Origin of the sequence: Flavivirga aquatica (assembly GCF_001747085.1) — a bacterium.
Classification (GTDB): Bacteria; Bacteroidota; Bacteroidia; order Flavobacteriales; family Flavobacteriaceae; genus Algibacter_C; species Algibacter_C aquatica.
On record NZ_MDJD01000043.1, the window covers coordinates 383,131 to 404,496 of the forward strand.

General features: G+C 31.3%; 12 protein-coding genes and 1 pseudogene. 11 read left to right on the forward strand and 2 right to left on the reverse strand.

What is annotated here, in order from left to right:
• A complete protein-coding gene (locus A8C32_RS11185) occupies positions 1–270 on the reverse strand; it encodes a hypothetical protein (RefSeq protein ID WP_069830498.1) in 270 nt (89 codons plus the stop codon).
• Positions 271–838: 568 nt separating this feature from the next.
• Here A8C32_RS11185 and gyrB point away from each other — a divergent pair.
• Entirely contained in the window at positions 839–2,788 is a 1,950-nt protein-coding gene (gyrB, locus tag A8C32_RS11190; protein WP_069830541.1) for a DNA topoisomerase (ATP-hydrolyzing) subunit B, read from the forward strand.
• Positions 2,789–2,995: 207 nt separating this feature from the next.
• Here gyrB and A8C32_RS11195 read toward each other — a convergent pair.
• A pseudogene (locus A8C32_RS11195) lies at positions 2,996–3,424 on the reverse strand (transposase); the annotation flags it as partial.
• Between the two features lie 205 nt (positions 3,425–3,629).
• Between A8C32_RS11195 and A8C32_RS11200 the strand changes: the two are divergent.
• The 10 genes from A8C32_RS11200 to A8C32_RS11245 all read left to right on the forward strand — a co-directional run bounded on the left by A8C32_RS11200 (position 3,630) and on the right by A8C32_RS11245 (position 21,361).
• Entirely contained in the window at positions 3,630–4,631 is a 1,002-nt protein-coding gene (locus tag A8C32_RS11200) for a DUF6588 family protein (protein ID WP_069830500.1), read from the forward strand.
• Between the two features lie 165 nt (positions 4,632–4,796).
• A complete protein-coding gene (locus A8C32_RS11205) occupies positions 4,797–5,723 on the forward strand; it encodes a malate dehydrogenase (RefSeq protein ID WP_069830501.1) in 927 nt (308 codons plus the stop codon).
• A gap of 497 nt (positions 5,724–6,220) precedes the next feature.
• Positions 6,221–6,439: a SecDF P1 head subdomain-containing protein gene (locus tag A8C32_RS11210; RefSeq protein WP_069830502.1), complete on the forward strand. Its 219-nt coding sequence runs from the start codon at positions 6,221–6,223 to the stop codon at positions 6,437–6,439.
• Positions 6,440–6,497: 58 nt separating this feature from the next.
• Positions 6,498–7,118 (forward strand): hypothetical protein, encoded by a 621-nt coding sequence (locus A8C32_RS11215; protein WP_165605829.1) that lies wholly within the window; start codon positions 6,498–6,500, stop codon positions 7,116–7,118.
• 147 nt (positions 7,119–7,265) lie between these two features.
• The gene (gene secDF, locus A8C32_RS11220; RefSeq protein WP_069830504.1) at positions 7,266–10,265 is read left to right on the forward strand and encodes a protein translocase subunit SecDF; all 3,000 of its coding nucleotides are present in this window, start codon (positions 7,266–7,268) and stop codon (positions 10,263–10,265) included.
• Between the two features lie 573 nt (positions 10,266–10,838).
• Positions 10,839–11,420, forward strand: a complete 582-nt coding sequence (locus tag A8C32_RS11225) for a hypothetical protein (protein WP_069830505.1) — start codon at positions 10,839–10,841, stop codon at positions 11,418–11,420.
• 12 nt (positions 11,421–11,432) lie between these two features.
• Positions 11,433–13,025 carry an autotransporter outer membrane beta-barrel domain-containing protein gene (locus tag A8C32_RS11230; RefSeq protein WP_069830506.1) on the forward strand — a complete coding sequence of 531 codons (1,593 nt, stop codon included), beginning with the start codon at positions 11,433–11,435 and terminating at the stop codon, positions 13,023–13,025.
• Between the two features lie 102 nt (positions 13,026–13,127).
• Positions 13,128–19,298, forward strand: coding sequence for a hypothetical protein (locus A8C32_RS11235; RefSeq protein WP_069830507.1), 6,171 nt, complete (start codon positions 13,128–13,130; stop codon positions 19,296–19,298).
• A 21-nt stretch (positions 19,299–19,319) separates the two neighbouring features.
• Positions 19,320–20,627 (forward strand): hypothetical protein, encoded by a 1,308-nt coding sequence (locus tag A8C32_RS11240; protein ID WP_069830508.1) that lies wholly within the window; start codon positions 19,320–19,322, stop codon positions 20,625–20,627.
• 11 nt (positions 20,628–20,638) lie between these two features.
• Positions 20,639–21,361, forward strand: coding sequence for a LolA3 family protein (locus A8C32_RS11245; RefSeq protein ID WP_069830509.1), 723 nt, complete (start codon positions 20,639–20,641; stop codon positions 21,359–21,361).
• The last annotated feature ends 5 nt before the right edge of the window (positions 21,362–21,366 follow it).

Sequence of the window (21,366 nt, forward strand, 5' to 3'; positions counted from 1 at the left end):
TTACTCTTCTATAACTTTAGATACTACTAGAAATCCGTTCTTTTCGTTCGGAAAGTTTTCTTTGATGATTTGTTTTTCAATAGCAGCGCTTTCAATAATCATGTCATCTCTTAAATCATTTAACGACACCGCATTATTATTAGCATTATTAAAAGCATTATTATTTGTTGGGTGCGCATTTTTAATTACGTCAAATAATTTGCTAACCGCTTCAGAGGGTTGTGCTCCTTTAATACTCGATAAGACGTCGACCGTCATAGTTTTACTCATGTCTTAGATTTTTTGATTAAAAAAAGCCTTCCAAATTTGGAAGGCTTTATTTATATATGTTAAACAATAACCTTCCTATCCTAATAATTAGGATTATTGAAATTATTATTGTTAATATTAATTGTCATAAAATTTTTTATCTGCCCAAAGATATGCAGAATATGTATACTAAACACCATTTTTTTTTATAACCTATTCTATATTATCAAATTAATAAAAAACTTAATATTAATCTAATGTTTTTATAACGTATCTGTCGTAATCGTTTTTTTATATGTATTCATTAGAATGAATAATCAAAAACTTGATAACTCAATCCTAAGGACTTTTGTTGGTTTATCATTTTATGAAATATTATTTTAAAGGGTGAAATTTAATTTAAAGTATATTTTAGTTGATTTAAGGCACTTTAAAAAAAAACAGCAATTGTTAATAATTATTGTATAAACTCATTAAAAGCCTTTCTAAGCGTTTTTTAAATTTGTATATTTGTTAATAGTGAAAAAATGATGCAATAGTGTCATTTTTTTTTGAAGTAAAAGGAACCTTAAATTATAGATATAATAATATGAGCGAAGAAAAAGAAGCTTTTAACGAACATAATTATTCGGCAGATAGCATTCAGGCCTTAGAAGGTATGGAGCATGTACGTATGCGTCCTTCCATGTATATTGGAGATGTTGGAGTTCGTGGCTTACACCATTTAGTATATGAAGTAGTAGATAACTCGATTGATGAAGCTTTAGCTGGACATTGTAATAACATAACAGTTACTATTAACGAAGATAACTCGATTACTACAGAAGATGATGGTCGTGGTATCCCAGTTGATTTACATAAAAAAGAAGGTGTTTCAGCTCTTGAGGTTGTGATGACTAAAATTGGAGCAGGTGGTAAGTTTGATAAAGATTCGTATAAAGTGTCAGGTGGTTTACACGGTGTTGGTGTAAGTTGTGTTAATGCTTTATCAGAAAGTTTAAAAGCAACCGTATACCGGAAAGGAGAAATTTGGGAACAAGAGTACGAACGAGGAAAAGCAATTTATCCTGTAAAAAAGATAGGAGAGACTGAAAAAAGAGGGACAATAGTTACGTTTAAACCAGATTCAACAATATTTACACAGACTTTAGAGTATAGTTATGATACGCTTGCAAGTCGTTTACGTGAGTTAGCGTATTTAAATAAAGGAATTACGGTTCATTTAGTTGATAAAAGAACAGTTAAAGAAGATGGTGAATTTGAAGGAGAAACATTTCATTCGAAAGAAGGTCTTAAAGAGTTTATCCAGTATTTAGATGCTACTCGTGAGCCTTTAATGAAAGATGTTATCGCTTTTGAAGGTGAAAAGAATGGTGTGCCAGTTGAGGTGGCTATGATTTATAATACGTCATATGCTGAAAATTTACATTCTTATGTGAACAATATTAATACGCACGAAGGTGGTACACACCTTTCTGGTTTTCGTCGTGGTTTAACACATACCCTTAAAAAGTATGCAGATGAGTCTGGCTTATTAAAAAATTTAAAGTTTGATATTGCTGGTGATGATTTTCGTGAAGGATTGACTGCTATTATTTCAGTAAAAGTTCAAGAACCACAGTTTGAAGGACAAACTAAAACTAAATTAGGAAATAGAGAAGTGTCTGCTTCGGTAAGTCAAGCTGTTTCCGAGATGTTAACGGATTATTTAGAAGAGCATCCCGATGATGCAAAAACAATAGTTCAAAAAGTAATCTTAGCAGCTCAAGCACGTCATGCCGCTCAAAAAGCGCGTGATATGGTGCAACGTAAAACCGTTATGAGTATTGGTGGTTTGCCAGGAAAATTAAGTGACTGCTCTGAGCAAGATCCTGAAAAATGCGAAGTATTCCTAGTAGAGGGAGATTCGGCGGGCGGAACTGCAAAACAAGGCCGAGATAGAGCATTTCAAGCTATTCTTCCACTTCGTGGAAAAATATTAAATGTTGAAAAGGCGATGGTTCACAAAGTTTTTGAAAACGAAGAGATTAAAAATATATTTACGGCGCTTGGAGTTACTATTGGAACCGAAGAAGATAGTAAAGCTTTAAACCTTTCAAAATTACGTTACCATAAAGTAGTGATTATGTGTGATGCCGATATTGATGGTAGTCACATTGCAACATTAATATTAACATTCTTCTTTAGATTTATGAAGGAGTTAATTGAAAATGGTCATATATATATTGCAACACCACCATTATATTTAGTTAAACGTGGTGCGAAAAAACAATATGCTTGGTCTGATAAAGAACGTGATGATATTGTATCTGAATTTGGAGATGGATCTAAAATACAACGTTATAAAGGTCTTGGAGAAATGAACGCTGAGCAATTATGGGATACTACTATGAATCCTGAATTTAGAACGATGCGTTTAGTACAAATAGAGAATGGAACAGAAGCAGATAGAGTTTTTTCTATGTTAATGGGGGATGAAGTACCACCACGTAGGGACTTTATTGAAAAGAATGCGATTTATGCTAATATAGATGCTTAAATAGTAGTTGCTAAAAGTTATAATAAAAAATGCCTTAGTAATTTTAGAGGCCACTGAAAAAGTAATCGTATTTTGAAAACGCGAAGACATTATAAGAGATTTCACGAATTAATTTTGTGAAATCTCTTTTTGATTTTAAGCTTTTTATGATTCAATTTGCACTTTTATACTCTCTATTTTGGCTCAAATAATGCTTATTGCTTCCTTGGTAGCATCTACAATAATTGATCTGGATTTTATGATGCCTTGTTCAATAGCAATGCTAACTGTTCTATTGATAAGCATATCCAGCAAATTGGTGTCCTTTAAACGTTGCCTACGAAACTTTGTTAAAATAACATCTTCTTCGGGTAACATTTCTAGAAAATATTTAAAGGACATATCATAGCGTGAACGCTCAACTACATATACATCTGAAATGGTATAAATTACTTTTAGCAGAAGATATTTGAATAGTCTTATGGGGCTTTCTGCTTTTCTGCCTTGAGTTTGAGAATATTTTGATTGAAGTTCTTCATAGATGAAATTAAAATCTATTAAATCATTGATACGCCTTAACAAATTAGTGTTAGGAACAATTAAATCATATAAAGAACTGTACTCGCTTAACCGAAGAGATTCCTGTTGAACTATCATGAATACAAAATACAAAAAACGGCAAGTATCTAAAATACTTACCGCTTTTATTTAAGTTCGTGACTTTTTCAGTAGCCTCGTAATTTTACTGAGGTATTTTTTTTGTTTCAAAATCTTACATAGTACCGATTAAAAGCGTTTTTTTTCGTTAAAACGTTGTTTAGTGTGGTTTTTTTTTATATTTGTTTAACAAAAATCATAAAAAATGAAAAAGTTACCTTTACTTATGTTGTTGTTTATAGCGACACAAATATCTAAAGCTCAAGAATTAGAAAGTATTTTACTTGCATCTAAAGATGATGCAAATAAATTAATAGAAGCATATATGAAACCAGCAATGCATGGCTTAATATATGGGATGAGTAGTGGTTGGTATCATACCGCTAAAGTGCATAAAAAACTTGGGTTTGATGTTACTATTGGTCTTAATGCTTCTTTTGTGCCTTCTAAAGATGAAATTATTAATTTGGCAGATTTAGGGTTGTCAAATAGAATAGAATTTACTTCAGAAACAAGTCCAACTCTAGCAGGGTCTGGAGATGGTGCATCAATTCGTATTACTGAGACTTATGAAGGACAAACCCTTACTTCTCCTGAAATATTAACTTTACCTTCGGGTGTTAGTAAAGACTTACCTTTAAAAGCAATTCCAACACCATCAATTCAAGTGTCTTTGGGGTTACCTCATAAATTTGATGTAATGTTACGTGTAGTGCCAGAAGTTGGTAGTGATGATGCTAAAGGTAAATTATTAGGTGTTGGGCTTAAAAAAGAATTGACAAGCCTTTTGGGGCCATTAGATAACCTACCACTACATGTTTCTTTATTAGCAGCTTATACGACAATGGATGCAGATTATACAATGGATGGAAATACAATACCAGGTCAAGACCAAAGAGCAAAATTTAAACTAAATTCTCTCACAGTTCAAGCTATAGGATCATTAAATTTTCCAATTATCAATGTTTATGGAGGTTTAGGTTATAGTGGAGGGAGTTCTTCTTTAAAAATGTTAGGAGAATATACACTTGAGTATAACGGGATTACTGAAACGATTCAAGACCCTGTAGATTTAGATTTTAAAGCTAGTGGATTAAGAGCAACATTAGGAGCTAGATTAAGTTTAGGATTTTTTAAGATTTTTGGAGATTATACATTACAAGAATATAATACATTATCCGCAGGAATGGCATTTAGTTTTAGATAATATTTATTTTATTACTGGCTATATTTCGTTAAATTAAAAGTACAAGATTTTGTCTTGTACTTTTTTATTTAGAGTATTTTAATTTGTAATTTAGCATGATAAAAGTCATAGAATTTGTGATTTTTAATATTGAATTTTATATCATAATAATTAAATAATAAATAGATGAAAGTAACAGTAGTAGGAGCAGGAGCTGTAGGTGCAAGTTGTGCTGAATACATAGCTATAAAAGATTTCGCTTCAGAAGTTGTGTTGTTAGACATTAAAGAAGGATATGCCGAAGGAAAAGCCATGGATTTAATGCAAACAGCATCATTAAATGGATTTGATACTAAAATTACAGGAGTTACCAATGATTATAGTAAAACAGCAGATAGTGATATTTGTGTAATTACTTCAGGTATTCCACGTAAGCCAGGAATGACTCGCGAAGAATTAATAGGTATTAATGCTGGTATTGTAAAAACAGTATCTTCAAGTTTAATAGAGCATTCTCCTAATACAATTATTATTGTAGTAAGTAATCCAATGGATACTATGACGTATCTAGTACATAAATCTACAGATTTACCAAAAAATAGAATTATTGGTATGGGTGGTGCTTTAGACTCTGCTCGTTTTAAATATAGATTAGCAGAAGCTTTAGGAGCTCCTATTAGTGATGTAGATGGTATGGTAATTGGTGGCCATAGCGATAAAGGTATGGTACCTTTAATTGGAAAAGCTGTAAGAAACAGTGTTGTTGTTTCAGAATTTTTATCTGAAGAAAGAATGGGTCAAGTAGTACAAGATACTAAAGTTGGTGGAGCTACATTAACAGGTTTATTAGGAACTTCTGCTTGGTATGCACCAGGGGCTGCTGTATCTGGAATGGTTCAAGCTATCGCTTGTGATACTAAAAAAATCTTCCCATGTTCAGCTTTATTAGAAGGTGAATTTGGATTAAGTGATTTATCAATTGGTGTGCCTTGTATTTTAGGTGCTAATGGAATTGAAAAAATAGTAGAAATTAGTTTATCTGATGCTGAAAAAGCAAAATTAGCTGAATCTGCTGAAGGTGTTAAAAAAACTAACGGATTATTAGAGTTATAGATCTTTTCAATTTTATAATATATTTAGGCTACTAGTATACTGGTAGCCTATCTTATTTCACATAGTTATGAACAAATATTTTTATTTAATTTTTAGCTTTTTAATTTTTTCATGCAATAGTTTTTTTAAGAAAGAGCAGCATGAGTTTATTTATGAATTTGAAAAGAAAAATGATATTATAAATAATGATTTTGAGAAAACAATTTCAGTTATAAAGAAAAGATTGAATATGTTGGGGTATGACTATTAAGTAAAACGTCACAGATATTTTCATATTTAAATAAAAAAGAAATTAAGCTTTATTTACCTTCAGAATATTCTAATGTTAAATTTTTACCGGGAATTCCAGATAATAATTTAATATCATTATACGCGGCAAAATCTAATAGAGAAAATAAAGCGTCTTTAAATGGTGAATCTATTATAGATGCAAATCAAAGTTTTGGATATACAGATAGATCATAATGGATAGAAAAGGAGCGTTCACTTGAGAGAGAATGACGGGTAAGACCTTTAGAAATAGAACCTCAATAGGGATAACGATAAATAATTTAGTTTATTCAGCATCTGGGGTAACATCAGGTGCAATAAAAGTGGGGAGATCTGCCATTTCTGGCAATTTTACTGTAGAAGAGGCTCAAGATTTATCTATTATTTTGTCTTCTCAAAAAAGCATTCTTAAACTCAAATTGCAACAACATAATATATTAAATTAGATATTTATATAAAGACAGTAGAGATACAATCTTTATTTTTTATATTTGGCGCATGAAAGTGAAATGGTACATTAGTACTTTAATTATTACGTTAATCTTTTTAGGTGTAGTTTCTCAAAAGCAAACTACAATGCCTAATCAGGAAATTGTATTGCATTTTACAGATGTAGAAACAACGTCTGATGATGTGCAATATGCCATTGCCAATTTAAAAGAGCAATTGCATATTCTTGGCGTTGATAATATTTACGTAAAAGAAGGCGAATCAGGTAAGCTTAAAATCACTTATTATAGCACTAAAGATGTTGCTAGCATAAAAAAAGTACTTTCTAAAGAGCAAAATCTTGAGTTTACTGGTTTAGCTAAGAATCAAGATCAAAACAAATTTCCTTCAAAAGATAGTTCTGTTAATTATGATTTAGATGTACATGAAATCTTAAAAGGGCATGACTCTTATTCAAATACAGAAGGTTATGCACTAGAATCTAAATCGGAAAACCGTTCAACTTTTAACTCTAATCTTTATCTTTTTAAGATTGAAATAGAAGATAAGAAAAAAGAAGAAGGCGTAAAAGAAGCTTACAGAGTTTGTAGAAATATTGCAATAGCAATAAATAATATAGCTTATGCTATACCTGAAGTTAGAGCAGGTCCCTCTCTATCTATTTTAAAAGTATAATCCTCTATACTTAAGAGCACCTTTTATTATTCATTCAATAAGGTGGAAAAAATAATATTTAAAAACAAGATCAAGGCAATTGTCAAACTATAGGTGAGCTTGTTGTTTACCTAAATTAAAAAGTTTGATTATAAATAAACATAAAAAATGCAAAACAAAGGATTAGTAAAATTATTTGCTGTTTTATTCGGTTTGGTAAGTATATACCAGTTATCGTTTACATTTAAAGCTAAGCAAATTGAAAGTACAGCAGAAGAAATAGCTATTAGTAAAATAGCAGATACAGAAGAAGACTTTAGAGTTAAGCGTAGTCAAGAAGAAGCGAACTATTTAGAATCGATAGCTACAGATACCGTATTTAATATAGGTATTGCTCAATTCACTTACAATGAAGTGAAACAAAAAGCTATGAATTTAGGGCTAGATTTAAAAGGAGGTATTAACGTAACTCTACAAATATCTGTAAAAGATATTTTAAAAGGTTTAGCAAATAATACTAAAGACCCAATTTTTAATAAAGCTTTAGATGATGCTTCAGAGTTACAGAAAAATAGTCAGAATACTTATTTAGAAGATTTCTTTATATCTTTCGATGCTATTAAAGGCGATGCAAAACTAGCTTCTCCAGATATTTTTTATACAAAAGCGTTAGATGGAGAGATTAATGGTAACATGTCTGATGAAGAAGTAGAAAAGATTATTTCAACTAAAATTGATGAGTCAATTGTTTCTGCCTTTGAGGTATTACGTAAACGTATTGACGAGTTTGGTGTAACATCCCCTAACATTCAACGTTTAGGAACATCTGGTCGTATTTTGGTAGAATTACCAGGAGTTAAAGATGTTGAGCGTGCTACAACTTTATTACAAAGTACAGCTCAATTACAATTTTGGGATGCTTATAAAGGAGAACAATTTTTTCCATTTTTATCGCAAGCTAATGAGACTTTAAAAAAGATTGTTGATACTAAAAAAGAAGTAGAAAAAGATAAAGAATCTCAAGATGAAGAAGATGCAACAGATTCTGAAATTGATGATTTATTAGGTGATGCAGAAACAGATTCGACTACAGTAGCAACTGTAAACCCAATTTTTGATTTATTAAGAGGTCAAGGATATCCTGGAGGACCTATTATTGCTAAGTTTGAAATTAAAGATAAAGCAACAGTTCTAGATTATTTAAACAGACCAGAAGTAAGATCATTACTTTCTGCAGAACAACGTTATGCTAAATTTGTTTTTGGTAAGCCAGAAAAAGATAGTGAATTAGTTGATTTATATGCTTTAGTTGGTAATAGAGAAAATCTTCCTCCATTAAGTGGTGCTGTTGTAACAGATGCGAGCAACGAGTTTAGTCCAGTAGGTAATAAGTCTGAAGTATCTATGCAAATGAATGCAAAAGGAGCTAAGATATGGGAAGAAATGACTGGTAATGCTTATAACAAAGGAAGTCAAATAGCAATTGTATTAGACGACGTTGTATATTCTGCTCCTGGTGTAACAACTGGACCTATTGCAGGAGGGCGTTCTTCTATATCTGGTGATTTTAGTTTAAACGAGGCTATCGATTTAGCGAACGTATTACGTGCAGGTAAATTACCAGCATCGGCAGATATTATTCAAAGTGAAGTTGTTGGACCATCATTAGGACAAGAAGCGATTGATAGTGGTAAGATGTCTTTCATGATAGCTTTAGCACTTGTATTAATCTGGATGATATTTTATTACGGTAAAGCTGGAGGTTTTTCAGATATAGCTATGGTATTAAATATCTTATTAATATTCGGTATTTTATCTGGATTAGGAGCTGTGTTAACTTTACCTGGTATTGCAGGTATCGTATTAACAATAGGTATGTCTGTAGATGCTAACGTACTTATTTTTGAACGTATTCGAGAAGAATTAGCTAAAGGAAAAGGTCAAAAAGAAGCCATTGAAGATGGATTTAGTAATGCCTTATCATCTATTTTAGATGCTAATATTACTACAGGTTTAACAGCTTTAATTTTATTTATTTTTGGTACAGGCCCAATTAAAGGATTTGCTACAACCTTATTAATAGGTATTGGTACATCATTATTTACAGCGATCTTTATTACTAGATTATTAATTGATTGGTATAGTAATAAAGGAGGCGTGTTAAATTTCTCTACACCAATTACTAAAAACCTTTTTAGAAATATTAATATAGAGTTCTTAAAGAAACGTAAACTGGCTTACATTATCTCTGGTGTATTTATAGTATTAAGTTTAGGATCTTTATTTACTAACGGATTAGATCAAGGTGTAGATTTTGTTGGAGGTAGAACTTACCAAGTACGTTTTGCTCAAGATGTAAGTGCTTCAGAAATTAGTGGTGTATTATCAAAACCAGAAGTTTTTAGTAGTGCAAATGCTAAAACTTTAGGAAACGCTAATCAATTAAAAATTACTACAAAATATAAAGTAAACGAAACAGGAGGAGAAGTAGATGAAGAGATTAGAAAAAAACTTTATACAGCTTTACAACCTTATTTAAAAGGTTTAACTTATGAAGAATTTATAAGCGATGCTGTTACTAAAACAGTAGGTTTGTTAAAGAGTGATAAAGTGAGTCCTACTATTGCAGATGATATTAAAAAATCATCTTTCTGGGCAATTCTAGGTTCTTTAATTGTAGTATTCCTTTATATCTTAATTCGTTTTAAAAGATGGCAATATTCACTTGGTGCTGTAGCTGCAGTTTTCCATGATGTACTTATTGTATTAGGTATTTTCTCTTTAACGTATAAATTTATGCCATTTACAATGGAAATAGATCAAGCATTTATTGCTGCTATATTAACAGTAATTGGTTACTCATTAAATGATACCGTGGTTGTATTTGATAGAATTCGTGAATTCTTCAATGAGCATACTAACTGGAACTTTGAGCGTGTAGTAAACGAATCATTAAGTAGTACATTAAGTAGAACATTAAACACCTCTTTAACAACACTTGTTGTATTACTTGCCATTTTTATATTTGGAGGTGATTCTATAAGAGGATTTATGTTTGCATTAATAGTAGGTGTAGTAGTAGGTACTTACTCATCTTTATTTATTGCAACACCAATCATGTATGATTCTGTTCAGAAATTAGAAGATAAAAAGAATAAAAAAGAGTAATCTCTATATTTTTCTTTGATGAAAAAGCCCTATTAACTTTTGTTGATAGGGCTTTTTTTGTGGCATATGATCTGGAATAAATTAGAATGGTTATGAGTTGATAAGTACTTAGGTTATTTGTTAGACAACTCATTAATCCATAGTATATATTACTATTAGACTGTATCTAATATTATATATTGACAAATAAGAGTAAGAAATAAATAAGATTTATAATTGTTGTAGAAGTTTTACAGAAGTAGATCATCTAAAACAATGCCAGTGGATTTTCTCAAAGAACAGTTTTTGAATATAGATTTGATTATATTAATTTTTTTAAAAACGATTATAAGAAAAAATTTAAAAAAATTATTTCGTAAGTGCTGTTGTATATAGAAAATGTATTAAAGTATTTTATTCTAGTTAGGTGAAAAAAAATAATGATTGTAGCTTTTTGTTTAAGTGTTATTATGTTTTTTCTTATTTAAAAATCAATCAGTTAAGGTTTTCCCTTAATAATAATACGGTGAATCCCTAAAAGGGATTTAAAATCTTTCGATAATTTTAGTGAAAGTTTTAATTTATATATTTTAGATGAAATTTCTTAAACGATTTGTCTTTTTTACAGTTGTAGTATTAGTGTCTTGTAATAAATTCAAAAAAGAGGATATTCAACAAGAATACAAATACTTTAGTTTAAAACAACAAGGTTGGAAGTCTAAACGTGTTAATCAATTTATTAATGATATAAATTATACAGCCACAGAGGTTCCTTTACAGTACTATCTTTTAAAAAGTACAAAAGGAAATTATAAAACTGTAGATTCATTATATAAAATAAATTCAAAAGAGCGTATTATAGAAGTTGAGTTTCAACACACAAAGGAGAACGGCCTCTTATTAAATAAATATACCAATAAATCCTATGACGATGCTGTAAAATATATGGCATTTACTATAGAAAAAGATTTTACTGTAGTCACATCTTCAAATGATACCATTTCATGCTCGGGAGTAAACTTCGAGCGTAATTTTAAAGTAGCACCATTTAAGCGAGTGCTATTATATTTCAATAATATTAACCCTAAGGATAACATAAAACTTATATACCAAGACCAATTATTTGGTAATGGTATAATTAAATTCAATTTCAACGAAACACCTTTGAAATTATAAATAGTAAAAGACATGAATGTAAAACAAATATTATTTTTAAGTGTGGTAATTTTTAATGCCATAAATCTTATAGGGCAAACTCCTGTTTCTACGGGGAATTATATACCAACAAAAGGAACTACTTATGCTGGTGAAGGCTCTGGAAATCAGGGAAAAAATAATGTTTATATAGGTAAGGATTCAGGGAAAGGAACAAATTTTAATAGTTCAGATAATGTTTTTATAGGGAGTGATAGTGGTATTACAACATTAGGGGGATCAAGAAATATTTTTTTAGGAGCTTTAAGTGGTAAACTTAATAAAGCAGGTGGTGATAATATATTTTTAGGATATAAGAGTGGAGAAGAGAATGTAAATGGATTCCGAAATATATATATAGGAAAAAACAGTGGGGCAAAGAGAGTGGGATATTCAGACAATTTGTTTATTGGTCATAACAGTGGGAGTAGTTCTATATATGGTCGTAATAATATTTTTTTAGGCCATAATAGTGGAGTTGATAGTTCTGGGGAGTATAATATTTTTTTAGGGCATGGTAGTGGAGGAAATACAGTTGGTAATAATAATACGTTTATTGGAACCAATAGTGGTAAAGAAGCTACAGGATCAAGAAATCTTTTTATGGGAGTAAGAGCTGGTATGGAGAATAAGACTGGTACACAGAATATTTTTATAGGATATGAAGCAGGGGAGCAAAGTGAAGGAGGTACACGAAATACATTTATAGGAAATTACAGCGGTAAAAATAATACAGCAGGAATAGAAAATATATTTTTAGGAGATAACACAGGTTTTGCTAATACTACAGGAAGACAAAATTCATTCATAGGGTTTAATAGTGGTCAATCAAATACAGAAGGTAGTGGAAATGTGTTTTTAGGGCTATCTACAGGAAGATATAATGTTGATGGGAGTCAAAATGTATTTTTAGGAAATGGAAGCGGAAGTAGTAATATTGATGGCAATGGTAATGTGTTTTTAGGATTTCTTTCTGGACAAAGAAACGTTGACGGACGTGGTAATGTATTTTTAGGAAAAGGAAGTGGAATTAGTAATGTTACAGGGAGTAATAATGTGTTTTTAGGAAAAAATTTAGGAGCTAATGAAACAGGTGATGATAAGTTATATATATCAAATTCAGACACCAATACACCTTTAATTTATGGTGATTTTGAAAGTAACTTTCTAACAGTTAATGGTAAGTTTACAATAGGAACAGAGCAAATGCCAACTACAATAGGTTCTGAAGATATAAGCTTCTATAAGTTATTTGTTAAAGGAGGTTTATTAACAGAAGAAGTTCGTGTTAAAACAGACTGGGCCGATTATGTTTTTGATGCTAATTACTATATAAGACCTCTTGATGAATTAGAGCAATTCATAAAATTAAATAAACACCTTCCTAACATACCTTCAAGCAAAACTGTTAAAGAAAATGGTTTAGAGCTGGGTGATATGATGCGTCTTCAACAAGAAAAAATAGAAGAGCTTACCTTATATACAATTCAACAACACAAGGAATTAGAAGCTCAAAAAGAAAAGAACAATATATTAGAATCACGTTTAAAACGATTAGAATCAATAATTAGCAAAATTGATAATTAATTAAACGATATGAGCTTTCATGAAGAAAGCAAAAATAGTGATGACTAATCTAAAGTTTACTTTGCAAGTTGCATTTAGCAACTAAAAAATAAATACAAACAGATGAAAAATATTAGAACCAGTAAAATTTCTAAAGTTATAGCTTGTTATCTTGCCATACAGCTTGTATTAACAACTGTTCAACCTTCTAACTTGTTTGCATTAACAGGAGGACCCTCTCAGCCCGAATTTAACTCGTTTACACCAATAGGAACTTCCGATATGGTAAACCTATCTACAGGGGATTTTAATTATAATATCCCCATTATGGATGTTGGAGGGTACCCATTAAACTTAGCTTACGATTCAGGAATTACTATGGATCAAGAAGCTTCATGGGTGGGGCTAGGGTGGAACTTAAATATTGGACAAATCGCAAGAAGTGTGCGTGGTATACCAGACGATTTTAAGGGAGATAAGATGATTTATGAAAAAGACCTAAAAGATAATTTAACAATAGGCGTTATGGGGCAATTAAATTTAGCTTTAATAGGAAAGGATACACCAAAAGGAGAGGCATCAGGAGGTGGAGGAGATGATAAATTAAAAATAAAGCCAAGTATTGGTATAGGGTCAAGTGTAGAGTATAATAATTACACAGGAATTAAAAGCAGCTTTTCGTTGGGAGCAAATGTTCAAATGGGAGAGCATGTAAAGGTAGGGGTTAATTTAACCTCTACTAATACTGAAGGGGTTAGTATTTCTCCAAGTATATCTTATGGAAATAAATTAAAAGATATTGATGGCTTTTCTAGACAGTTGAGTACTTCAGTAGGGGTTAGTTATAATACAAGGCAAGGTTTATCTGCAGTAAGTCTATCTAGTTCTCTTCGGCATTCAAAAAAAAATACTGCAAAAACTGCTAATACAAAAAAAGAAGAAAACCGCAGCAATGGTGGCGTTGGTACTTATATTTCATTTGCATCACCTACTTATACGCCAACAAAACGGGCGGCTATGACCAATAAAAGCTTTAAGTTTAGTGCAGCATTTGGAGTAGAGATTTATACATTAGAACCTCAATTACAATTAACAGGTTATGGTACAAAACAGGCCATTACAGAGCCATTACAAATCCATAAGTCTTATGGATATAATAATACCCATTTAGCAACTTTATTAGACATTATAGATTTTAATAGAGAAAAAGAGCGATCGGTTTCTATGAACACCAACATATTACCAATCACAAATTATACTTATGATTTATATGCTATACAAGGGCAGGGAATAGGTGGGCAATTTCGCCCTTATAGAAGTCAAGTAGGTTACGTTTTTGATAAACAAATAGTCGATAATGGAACAGGAGGAAGTTTAGGCTTAGAGTTTGGTCCAGGAAATTTAATCCATGGAGGAATAGATGTAAAAATTAATACATCTCATTCAAGTACTGGAGCATGGCATAGTAATAACATAGCGAAACAATTAAATTTTGAGGAAGCTTTAACTAACAATAACATTGATTATGAGCCTGTATATTATAAAGCAATTGGAGAATTAAATGTAGATGAAGAGTCTTTAGGCTTTCTTAATAATCAATTAGCAGGAGAACGTCCTATTTCACTTGGTTTGGGAGGGAGTAGCTATAATAGATCAACCGTACCAAATAGGTATTTTTCTAAAGGTTTATCAGATACAAGTACACCAGCTCAAAGTTTTATAAATAATAAAATAAAACGGAATCATCGGGAATCAAGAAATCAAGCTATACAACAAATAAGTGTAAAAGAAGCGAAGTATGATCCTTTTGTAGTGTATAGAGGAGAAGAGCCTCAGCTTCAAGGCAACGCTAATGTAAAACGCCCAATAGATCACCATATAGCAGGTATAAAAGTAACCCAACCTCAAGGAGGAACTTATATTTATGGTCAAGCGGTATACAACCTAAAAAAAGTAGAAGCCACTGTAGATGTATCAGGAATAGGAAATATATCTAATGAAGATTATGAAAATGGATTGATTACTTGTAATAACAGAAATGGAAAATCTAATAGTCGTAGTGATAAATATATAGACCGAGTAACAACCCCATCTTATGCACATAGTTATTTGTTAACAGGAGTTGTATCATCAGATTATGAGGATCTTACGGAAGATGGTTTAACAGATGATGATTTAGGGGCTTATACAAAATTTAGCTATACAAAAGCAACCCCAGAAAATGCTCCATACAAATGGCGTGTTCCTTATGGGAATAATAAACTCACTTATAATAGAGGTTTTAATGCTTTAGAAGGCGATCAAAAAGGAAATTATATTTATGGAGAAAAAGAATTGGTTTATATAGAAAAAATAGAGACAAAAACACATGTCGCTTTTTTTGAATTAGAAGATAGAGAAGATGGAAGAGGTGCTGTGTCAGAAAACCTAGGAAAAAATCAAAGTACAGCGGGCGTTACAAAATATATAAAATCAATTACTCTGTACTCAAAACCAGAATATGAAGCAGACCCAAGTACAGCGGTACCTATAAAAAAAGCACATTTTATATATGATTATTCTTTATGTCCAGGAGTTAGGAATAACCTTAAAGGAGGCGGGAAATTAACTTTAAAAAAAGTGTTTTTCACGTACGCTAATTCAGAAATGGGGAGGTATACTCCTTACGAATTTAATTATGAAGGCGCTAACCCGTCCTATAATATAAAATCATACGATATCTGGGGAAATTACAAACCATTTACAACAGAAGCAAATCCAAATTATTCTGTTACAGGGTCACTAACGGCTCCAGAGTTCCCCTATGTTTCACAAAGAGACAGAGAAGCACAAGATTTAAATGCTTCATCATGGACTTTAACATCTATTAATTTGCCGTCCGGAGGTAAAATAGAAATGGATTACGAATCAGATAGTTATGGTTATGTGCAAGATAAAAAAGCTATGCGTTTATTTAATGTTGTAGGAGTAGGAAATGAATCAGATGTTAATGTCAGTTCAAATTTAGAAAACGCTATAGGAAATGATAGATTGTATTCCCGTTCAGGAGATGCCAAATATTTAATTATAGAATTGGATGAACAAGATAAAAATCAAGATATAACGCCTGAAAACTTCCAGAAGAAATACATAGGAGAATATATAGAAAAATCAATTCAGTTTAAGTTTTTACTTAATATGACAGATGATGTAAATGAATCAGATTATGTGTCAGGATATTTAGAAATAGATAAAAACAGGTCAATATATACTAGTAACAATTATGCTGCTATTCCAATGGCGTTTAGAGATATTGAAGGAATTAAAGATGTAAATCCTATTTCTAGATCGGGGTGGTATTTTGGAAGAAGGTATATGAATAGAATTGTTTTTGGAGGCGAGGAAAAAACCGGAGATATTATAAGCATAGCAAAAGATTTAGTTGGATCTATGGCTAATGTTATAGATCTTTTTAGGGGACCAAATAAAACTTTAAGAGCTAAAAAAATAGCTTCAAAATTTGTGCCTCATAAATCATGGATTCGTCTATTAAATCCAGGTTTAGAAAAATTAGGAGGGGGCATACGAGTAAAAACTCTTAGAATGCATGATAATTGGGAACAAATGACAGGACATGATTCTGATAACAATTATAAACAACATTACGGTCAACACTATAGTTATAATTTAAAAGATGGTGTTACAACAAGTGGTGTAGCAACTTTTGAACCTAATGCGAGTAAAGAAAACCCTTTAGTTCAGCCAGTTCATGATGAAGGAGAACGTCTGTTAGCTCCATCAGAAGAAAATTATGTAGAAAGCCCTATAGGAGAATCTTTCTTTCCATCATCAGTAGTAACTTATAGTAGAGTTACTGTTAAAAGTATTACAGACCAAGCGTTGTATGAAGACCCTAATTCTTCTAAAACTATACGTAATCATGCCTCAGGAAGTGTAGTAAATACGTTTTATACTTCAAGAGATTTTCCAACAATTACAGATAACACAAAAATTTATAAGAGGTATAAGAGAGCCAATGCTTTGGGGAATTTCTTGAAAATAAAAGTAAGAGAGCATTTGGCTGCTTCACAAGGATTTGTAGTGGTAACTAATAATATGAATGGAAAACTAAAAACACAAGAGGTTTATCCTGAATATCGTGGAGATTTTAAAGATATAGATAAGCATGAGCCGATATCTATGGTGAAATATAATTATAATGTGGATGAAATCGATGCAAAAAAATTAAATAATGTTTTAGAAACAGTAAATAGTCAAGGTGAAATCTCAAAAAGACTAATAGGGGTAGATTATGATGTTGTTAATGATTTTAAAGAATATAATTCATCTGTTCTAACTGTGGGGAACAATGGAAACATAGCATCATTTTTAGCTTTAGTAGCACCAGTTTTTATTCCTTCTTTATTTTTTGAAGCATCATCAACCGAAAATATTTTACGTATAGCAACAACAACTAAAGTGATTCATAAACGGGGAGTTTTAAAAGAAAAGGTCGCCTATGATTTAGGAGCTCGAGTATCTACTGAAAATTTAGCTTGGGATGCAAAAACAGGACAAGTATTGCTTACTAAAACAGCAAATGAGTATGATAATTCCTATTATAATTTTACCTATCCAGCTCATTGGTATTACAAAGGTATGGGACAAGCAACTAAGAATTTAGGTATAGAAGGCTATTTAGAACCCAGAGATGATAATGAATTTTTTAGTGTAAAAGCTAAAGGAGATTCTAATTTCCTTACAGGTGATTTACCATTTTATCCTGGAGATATGTTACATACTTACTATGGAGAAGCTGTTAAAAATGAAGAGAAAGATGAAACAAAATATGAAACTTTATGGGTAGTAGAAATAGAAGGAGATAAAGTCAAGCTTATGGATAAAGGAGGTAATATTATTAATCATGAGTGTTCCCCTTTTATAAAAGGCGGGTTAGTAGAATTTAAAATAATACGATCAGGTTATAAAAATACTCAAACAGCTTCAATGGCTTCTGTTACAAGTCAGACCAATCCTATGATAGATACCAATAATGATGGAAAACTAGATAAACTATCTAACCCTAATTCTGGAGTAGTTAATGCAAGTGCAATTAGGTATCGACAGTATTGGAAGCCCCAAGATCAATTAGGTTTACCAAGGCTTTCACTAAATGTTGAAGAAGAGTTTATTAAAGAAAGTGAATTTAAAGAACCTAATGTAGATGTTGCAACATATGGATTTAACCCTTATTTATATAATGTATTAGGTGAATGGCGTGCTGTGGATTCTTATGCCTTTTTAACGGGGCGTACTTCTGCTGTTGTAAATAAAGGTGATACTCCAAACTTAGAAAAGGATGGTTATTTTCCTAAATTTTATCCGTTTTATAAATTAAACGGAAATGAATGGGAATTGTTTAAAATTTTTAACTGGAGAAAAGCAAGTACAGTAACTCAATATAGTCCTTATGGAGCAGAGTTAGAAAATAAAGATGCTTTAGGAAGATACTCTTCGGCATTATATGGTTACGCTTATACACTTCCTACAGCAGTGGCTTCAAATAGTGAATATAAAGAGACTGCTTTTGAAGGGTTTGAAGATTCTAATTATAATAATAAGTTAAATCGAACTTCTGCCCTAATAGATGAAATAAATTATGATACCAACGAAATAACTTATTTTAATAGAGATCATTTTAGTTTAAATAAATTAACAGAATCGACTAAATCTAACGGAGAGATAAGTAAAGATGAAGCTCATACAGGAAAGAGTAGTTATAAAATAACAGGAGATAAAGTAGAAGTAACAAAAGGGCTTATAGCAACTAATCATACTATACCAAATTACTCATGTAAAGTTTCTGATACAGAGGTGGACGTTAAGGCAATTGATGTTCAGGAGCATTCGGTTATTAATAATCCTACTTCATCGAATTCTTCAACAATTATATATCCAATTACCATTACAGGTGAAGAGGGAGAAACAGTTCCTGTTCATGTATGGTCAAAATTAGGGGTAGTTTTGTCTTCAGCAGACTTTTTTTTAATACATAAAAAAACTGATGGGTCTTCGTCAATTTTATATAGTTCTTTTGCAGTTGGTTTTGGAAGCGGTTCAGAGTTTATAGAAGATGCAAAAGAGACTACAGTAATTTTAGACAGTCAAGGTAAGGCAGATATAGAAGTTAAGATGTTTTATTCTCTTCAAGAATTTGAAATTCAGTCAAATATAGCTATTGATTATGGTGTTGATTTTTTAGATAGTTTAGGTAGAGAAAGAGCACCTAGTATCACTAGGCGCATTACTAAATAATAATTATTAAGAATAATATATATGAAAAGTATAATTAAAATAAATTTAGTATTCATTTTCATTTTGGTAGTTAATAGTCTTTCAAGTCAAGAATGTGAACCGATATTAACCTATAGTCAGTCTACGTTTTCTAGTACTTCTGGTAGTAATAATAGTTTTACAGGTAATATATCTGGTTCTAATTGGACGGCTATAAATACTCCAGATATTTTGAAAACAGAATGGGAGAATTCATGTAGTAATGGTTTTGAATGTGATGAAAATACACCAAATAAAATTGTGAGAAGAGATATATCATCGAATGTACAAATAGAGAGTACAAATATAAATAGTGGTTTTGTAGATTTTGATGCGACGATACACTCTAAGAATGATAATATGTTAGGGGCAAGACATGGAGAAGGAATAAGCGTAAATGTTAAATTGGATCCCAATAAAAAGTACTTATTACGGTTTTCTCAAGGAAATGCTAGACGACATAGGCCTAAACAGCGTAAAAATTCAGCAAGATGGGTAGTTACATTAGATGATATGCCTATTGGAAAAAGCAAATATATACCTATAGCGGAATATGATTTACCATTTACTTGGCATGAATCAACAATAATTATAGAGCCAAGCCATACAAAATCAGCAAGCGAAAATCGTGTTTTAAAAATAGTTATGGAGTCACTATTTAATAAGTTTTATAAGGTAACGCAACCACCGTCTCATTATTCTCATTCAAAAGATATGAATTATATGTTAATTGATAATATAACATTAATACAAGAAGGTACTTGTAAAGAGTTGCCTGCAATTTCTTCCCGTGATAACAGTTCATTTATTCCTAAAGTCTCTAACGATAATGATGAGTTTAATTATATAATAAGCGCTTGGGTCAAGGAAACTCAAACAGAGGGTACAGCTTTATCGTCATATAGTAGCAGTATAGATATAACATTTAGTAATGGAACAACGACTAGTTCAATACATTCATTTTCACCTCAAGGAGCAATAATAGAAGGTTGGCAACGTATAGAAGGCATGTTTAGTATTCCTGAAGGAAGTACAACAATAAATATAGCCTTTAATAAGTCAGTTGACTTAGAATCAGTGTATTATGATGACATACGTATCCATAATGCCGAAGGCAATATGAAGAGTTTTGTGTACGACCCATTAACCCAACGATTAATGGCAGAATTGGATGAGAATAACTATGCGACATTGTATGAATACGATAATGAAGGGGGGTTAGTTCGCGTAAAAAAAGAAACCGAGCGAGGTGTTTATACGATTCAAGAAACACGATCAGGGAATATTTTAAAAGAAAACATTAATAATTAAACTGTTTTAAAGTGAAAGGATATATAATAGCATTACAGTTTCTAATATTATTAGGACATAGCATTTATGCACAAACGGCAAGCCATGTTTTTGAGCAAGCCAATAGCGAAATGACAAAGTTTAATATACTAAAACTACCAGTACGTTATGGATTATATAGAGGAGTAAAAGGCAAAGAAGAGCTAGATACTTATACAGGATATACCATAAGAAAGAAAGATGGTCAAGTGTATCAAAAAATACACAAAAGTGAAACAGTTATGGGGGCAGATTTTATGGTAAAAGTAGATAACGAAGAAAAGGTAATGTTATATAATGATAGTCCCGTAAAGTCAGAGGGTATAAAGCAGTTTGATTTAAGTTTATTAACCCCTTTTTTTAAGCTTCCAGAATTTGGAAAAAGCCTGTCTACAATGCAGTATATCGTAATATTAAAAGCTAAGGAAGGTTATACAGATCTTCCTTATTCGCGAATAGATTTACATATAAATAAAGAGAATTTTTATATAGAAAAACAGGTGTTTTATACAATAGGTTTAGTGGATTTTTCAGAAGACCCACTAAAGCCAGATTTAGACATTTATCGCATAGAAATAGAATATGACGATTATATCAATATGCAATCGGTTAAGGAAGTAGAAGAGTTATTCAAAGCTTCAAGATATGTTAAAGCAATAGGGAGCCAATACAGACCTTCTCTAAAGTACAATCAGTATGAATTTATTGCAAATTAAGATTA

What these genes read in the sequence shown, in the direction of transcription:
- A8C32_RS11240 (WP_069830508.1), top strand. Translation starts at nt 19,320, where the DNA reads ATGAAAAGTATAATTAAAATAAATTTAGTATTCATTTTCATTTTGGTA.
- A8C32_RS11205 (WP_069830501.1), top strand. Translation starts at nt 4,797, where the DNA reads ATGAAAGTAACAGTAGTAGGAGCAGGAGCTGTAGGTGCAAGTTGTGCT.
- secDF (WP_069830504.1), top strand. Translation starts at nt 7,266, where the DNA reads ATGCAAAACAAAGGATTAGTAAAATTATTTGCTGTTTTATTCGGTTTG.
- A8C32_RS11225 (WP_069830505.1), top strand. Translation starts at nt 10,839, where the DNA reads ATGAAATTTCTTAAACGATTTGTCTTTTTTACAGTTGTAGTATTAGTG.
- A8C32_RS11185 (WP_069830498.1), bottom strand. Translation starts at nt 270, where the DNA reads ATGAGTAAAACTATGACGGTCGACGTCTTATCGAGTATTAAAGGAGCA.
- A8C32_RS11200 (WP_069830500.1), top strand. Translation starts at nt 3,630, where the DNA reads ATGAAAAAGTTACCTTTACTTATGTTGTTGTTTATAGCGACACAAATA.
- A8C32_RS11210 (WP_069830502.1), top strand. Translation starts at nt 6,221, where the DNA reads ATGACGGGTAAGACCTTTAGAAATAGAACCTCAATAGGGATAACGATA.
- A8C32_RS11230 (WP_069830506.1), top strand. Translation starts at nt 11,433, where the DNA reads ATGAATGTAAAACAAATATTATTTTTAAGTGTGGTAATTTTTAATGCC.
- gyrB (WP_069830541.1), top strand. Translation starts at nt 839, where the DNA reads ATGAGCGAAGAAAAAGAAGCTTTTAACGAACATAATTATTCGGCAGAT.
- A8C32_RS11235 (WP_069830507.1), top strand. Translation starts at nt 13,128, where the DNA reads ATGAAAAATATTAGAACCAGTAAAATTTCTAAAGTTATAGCTTGTTAT.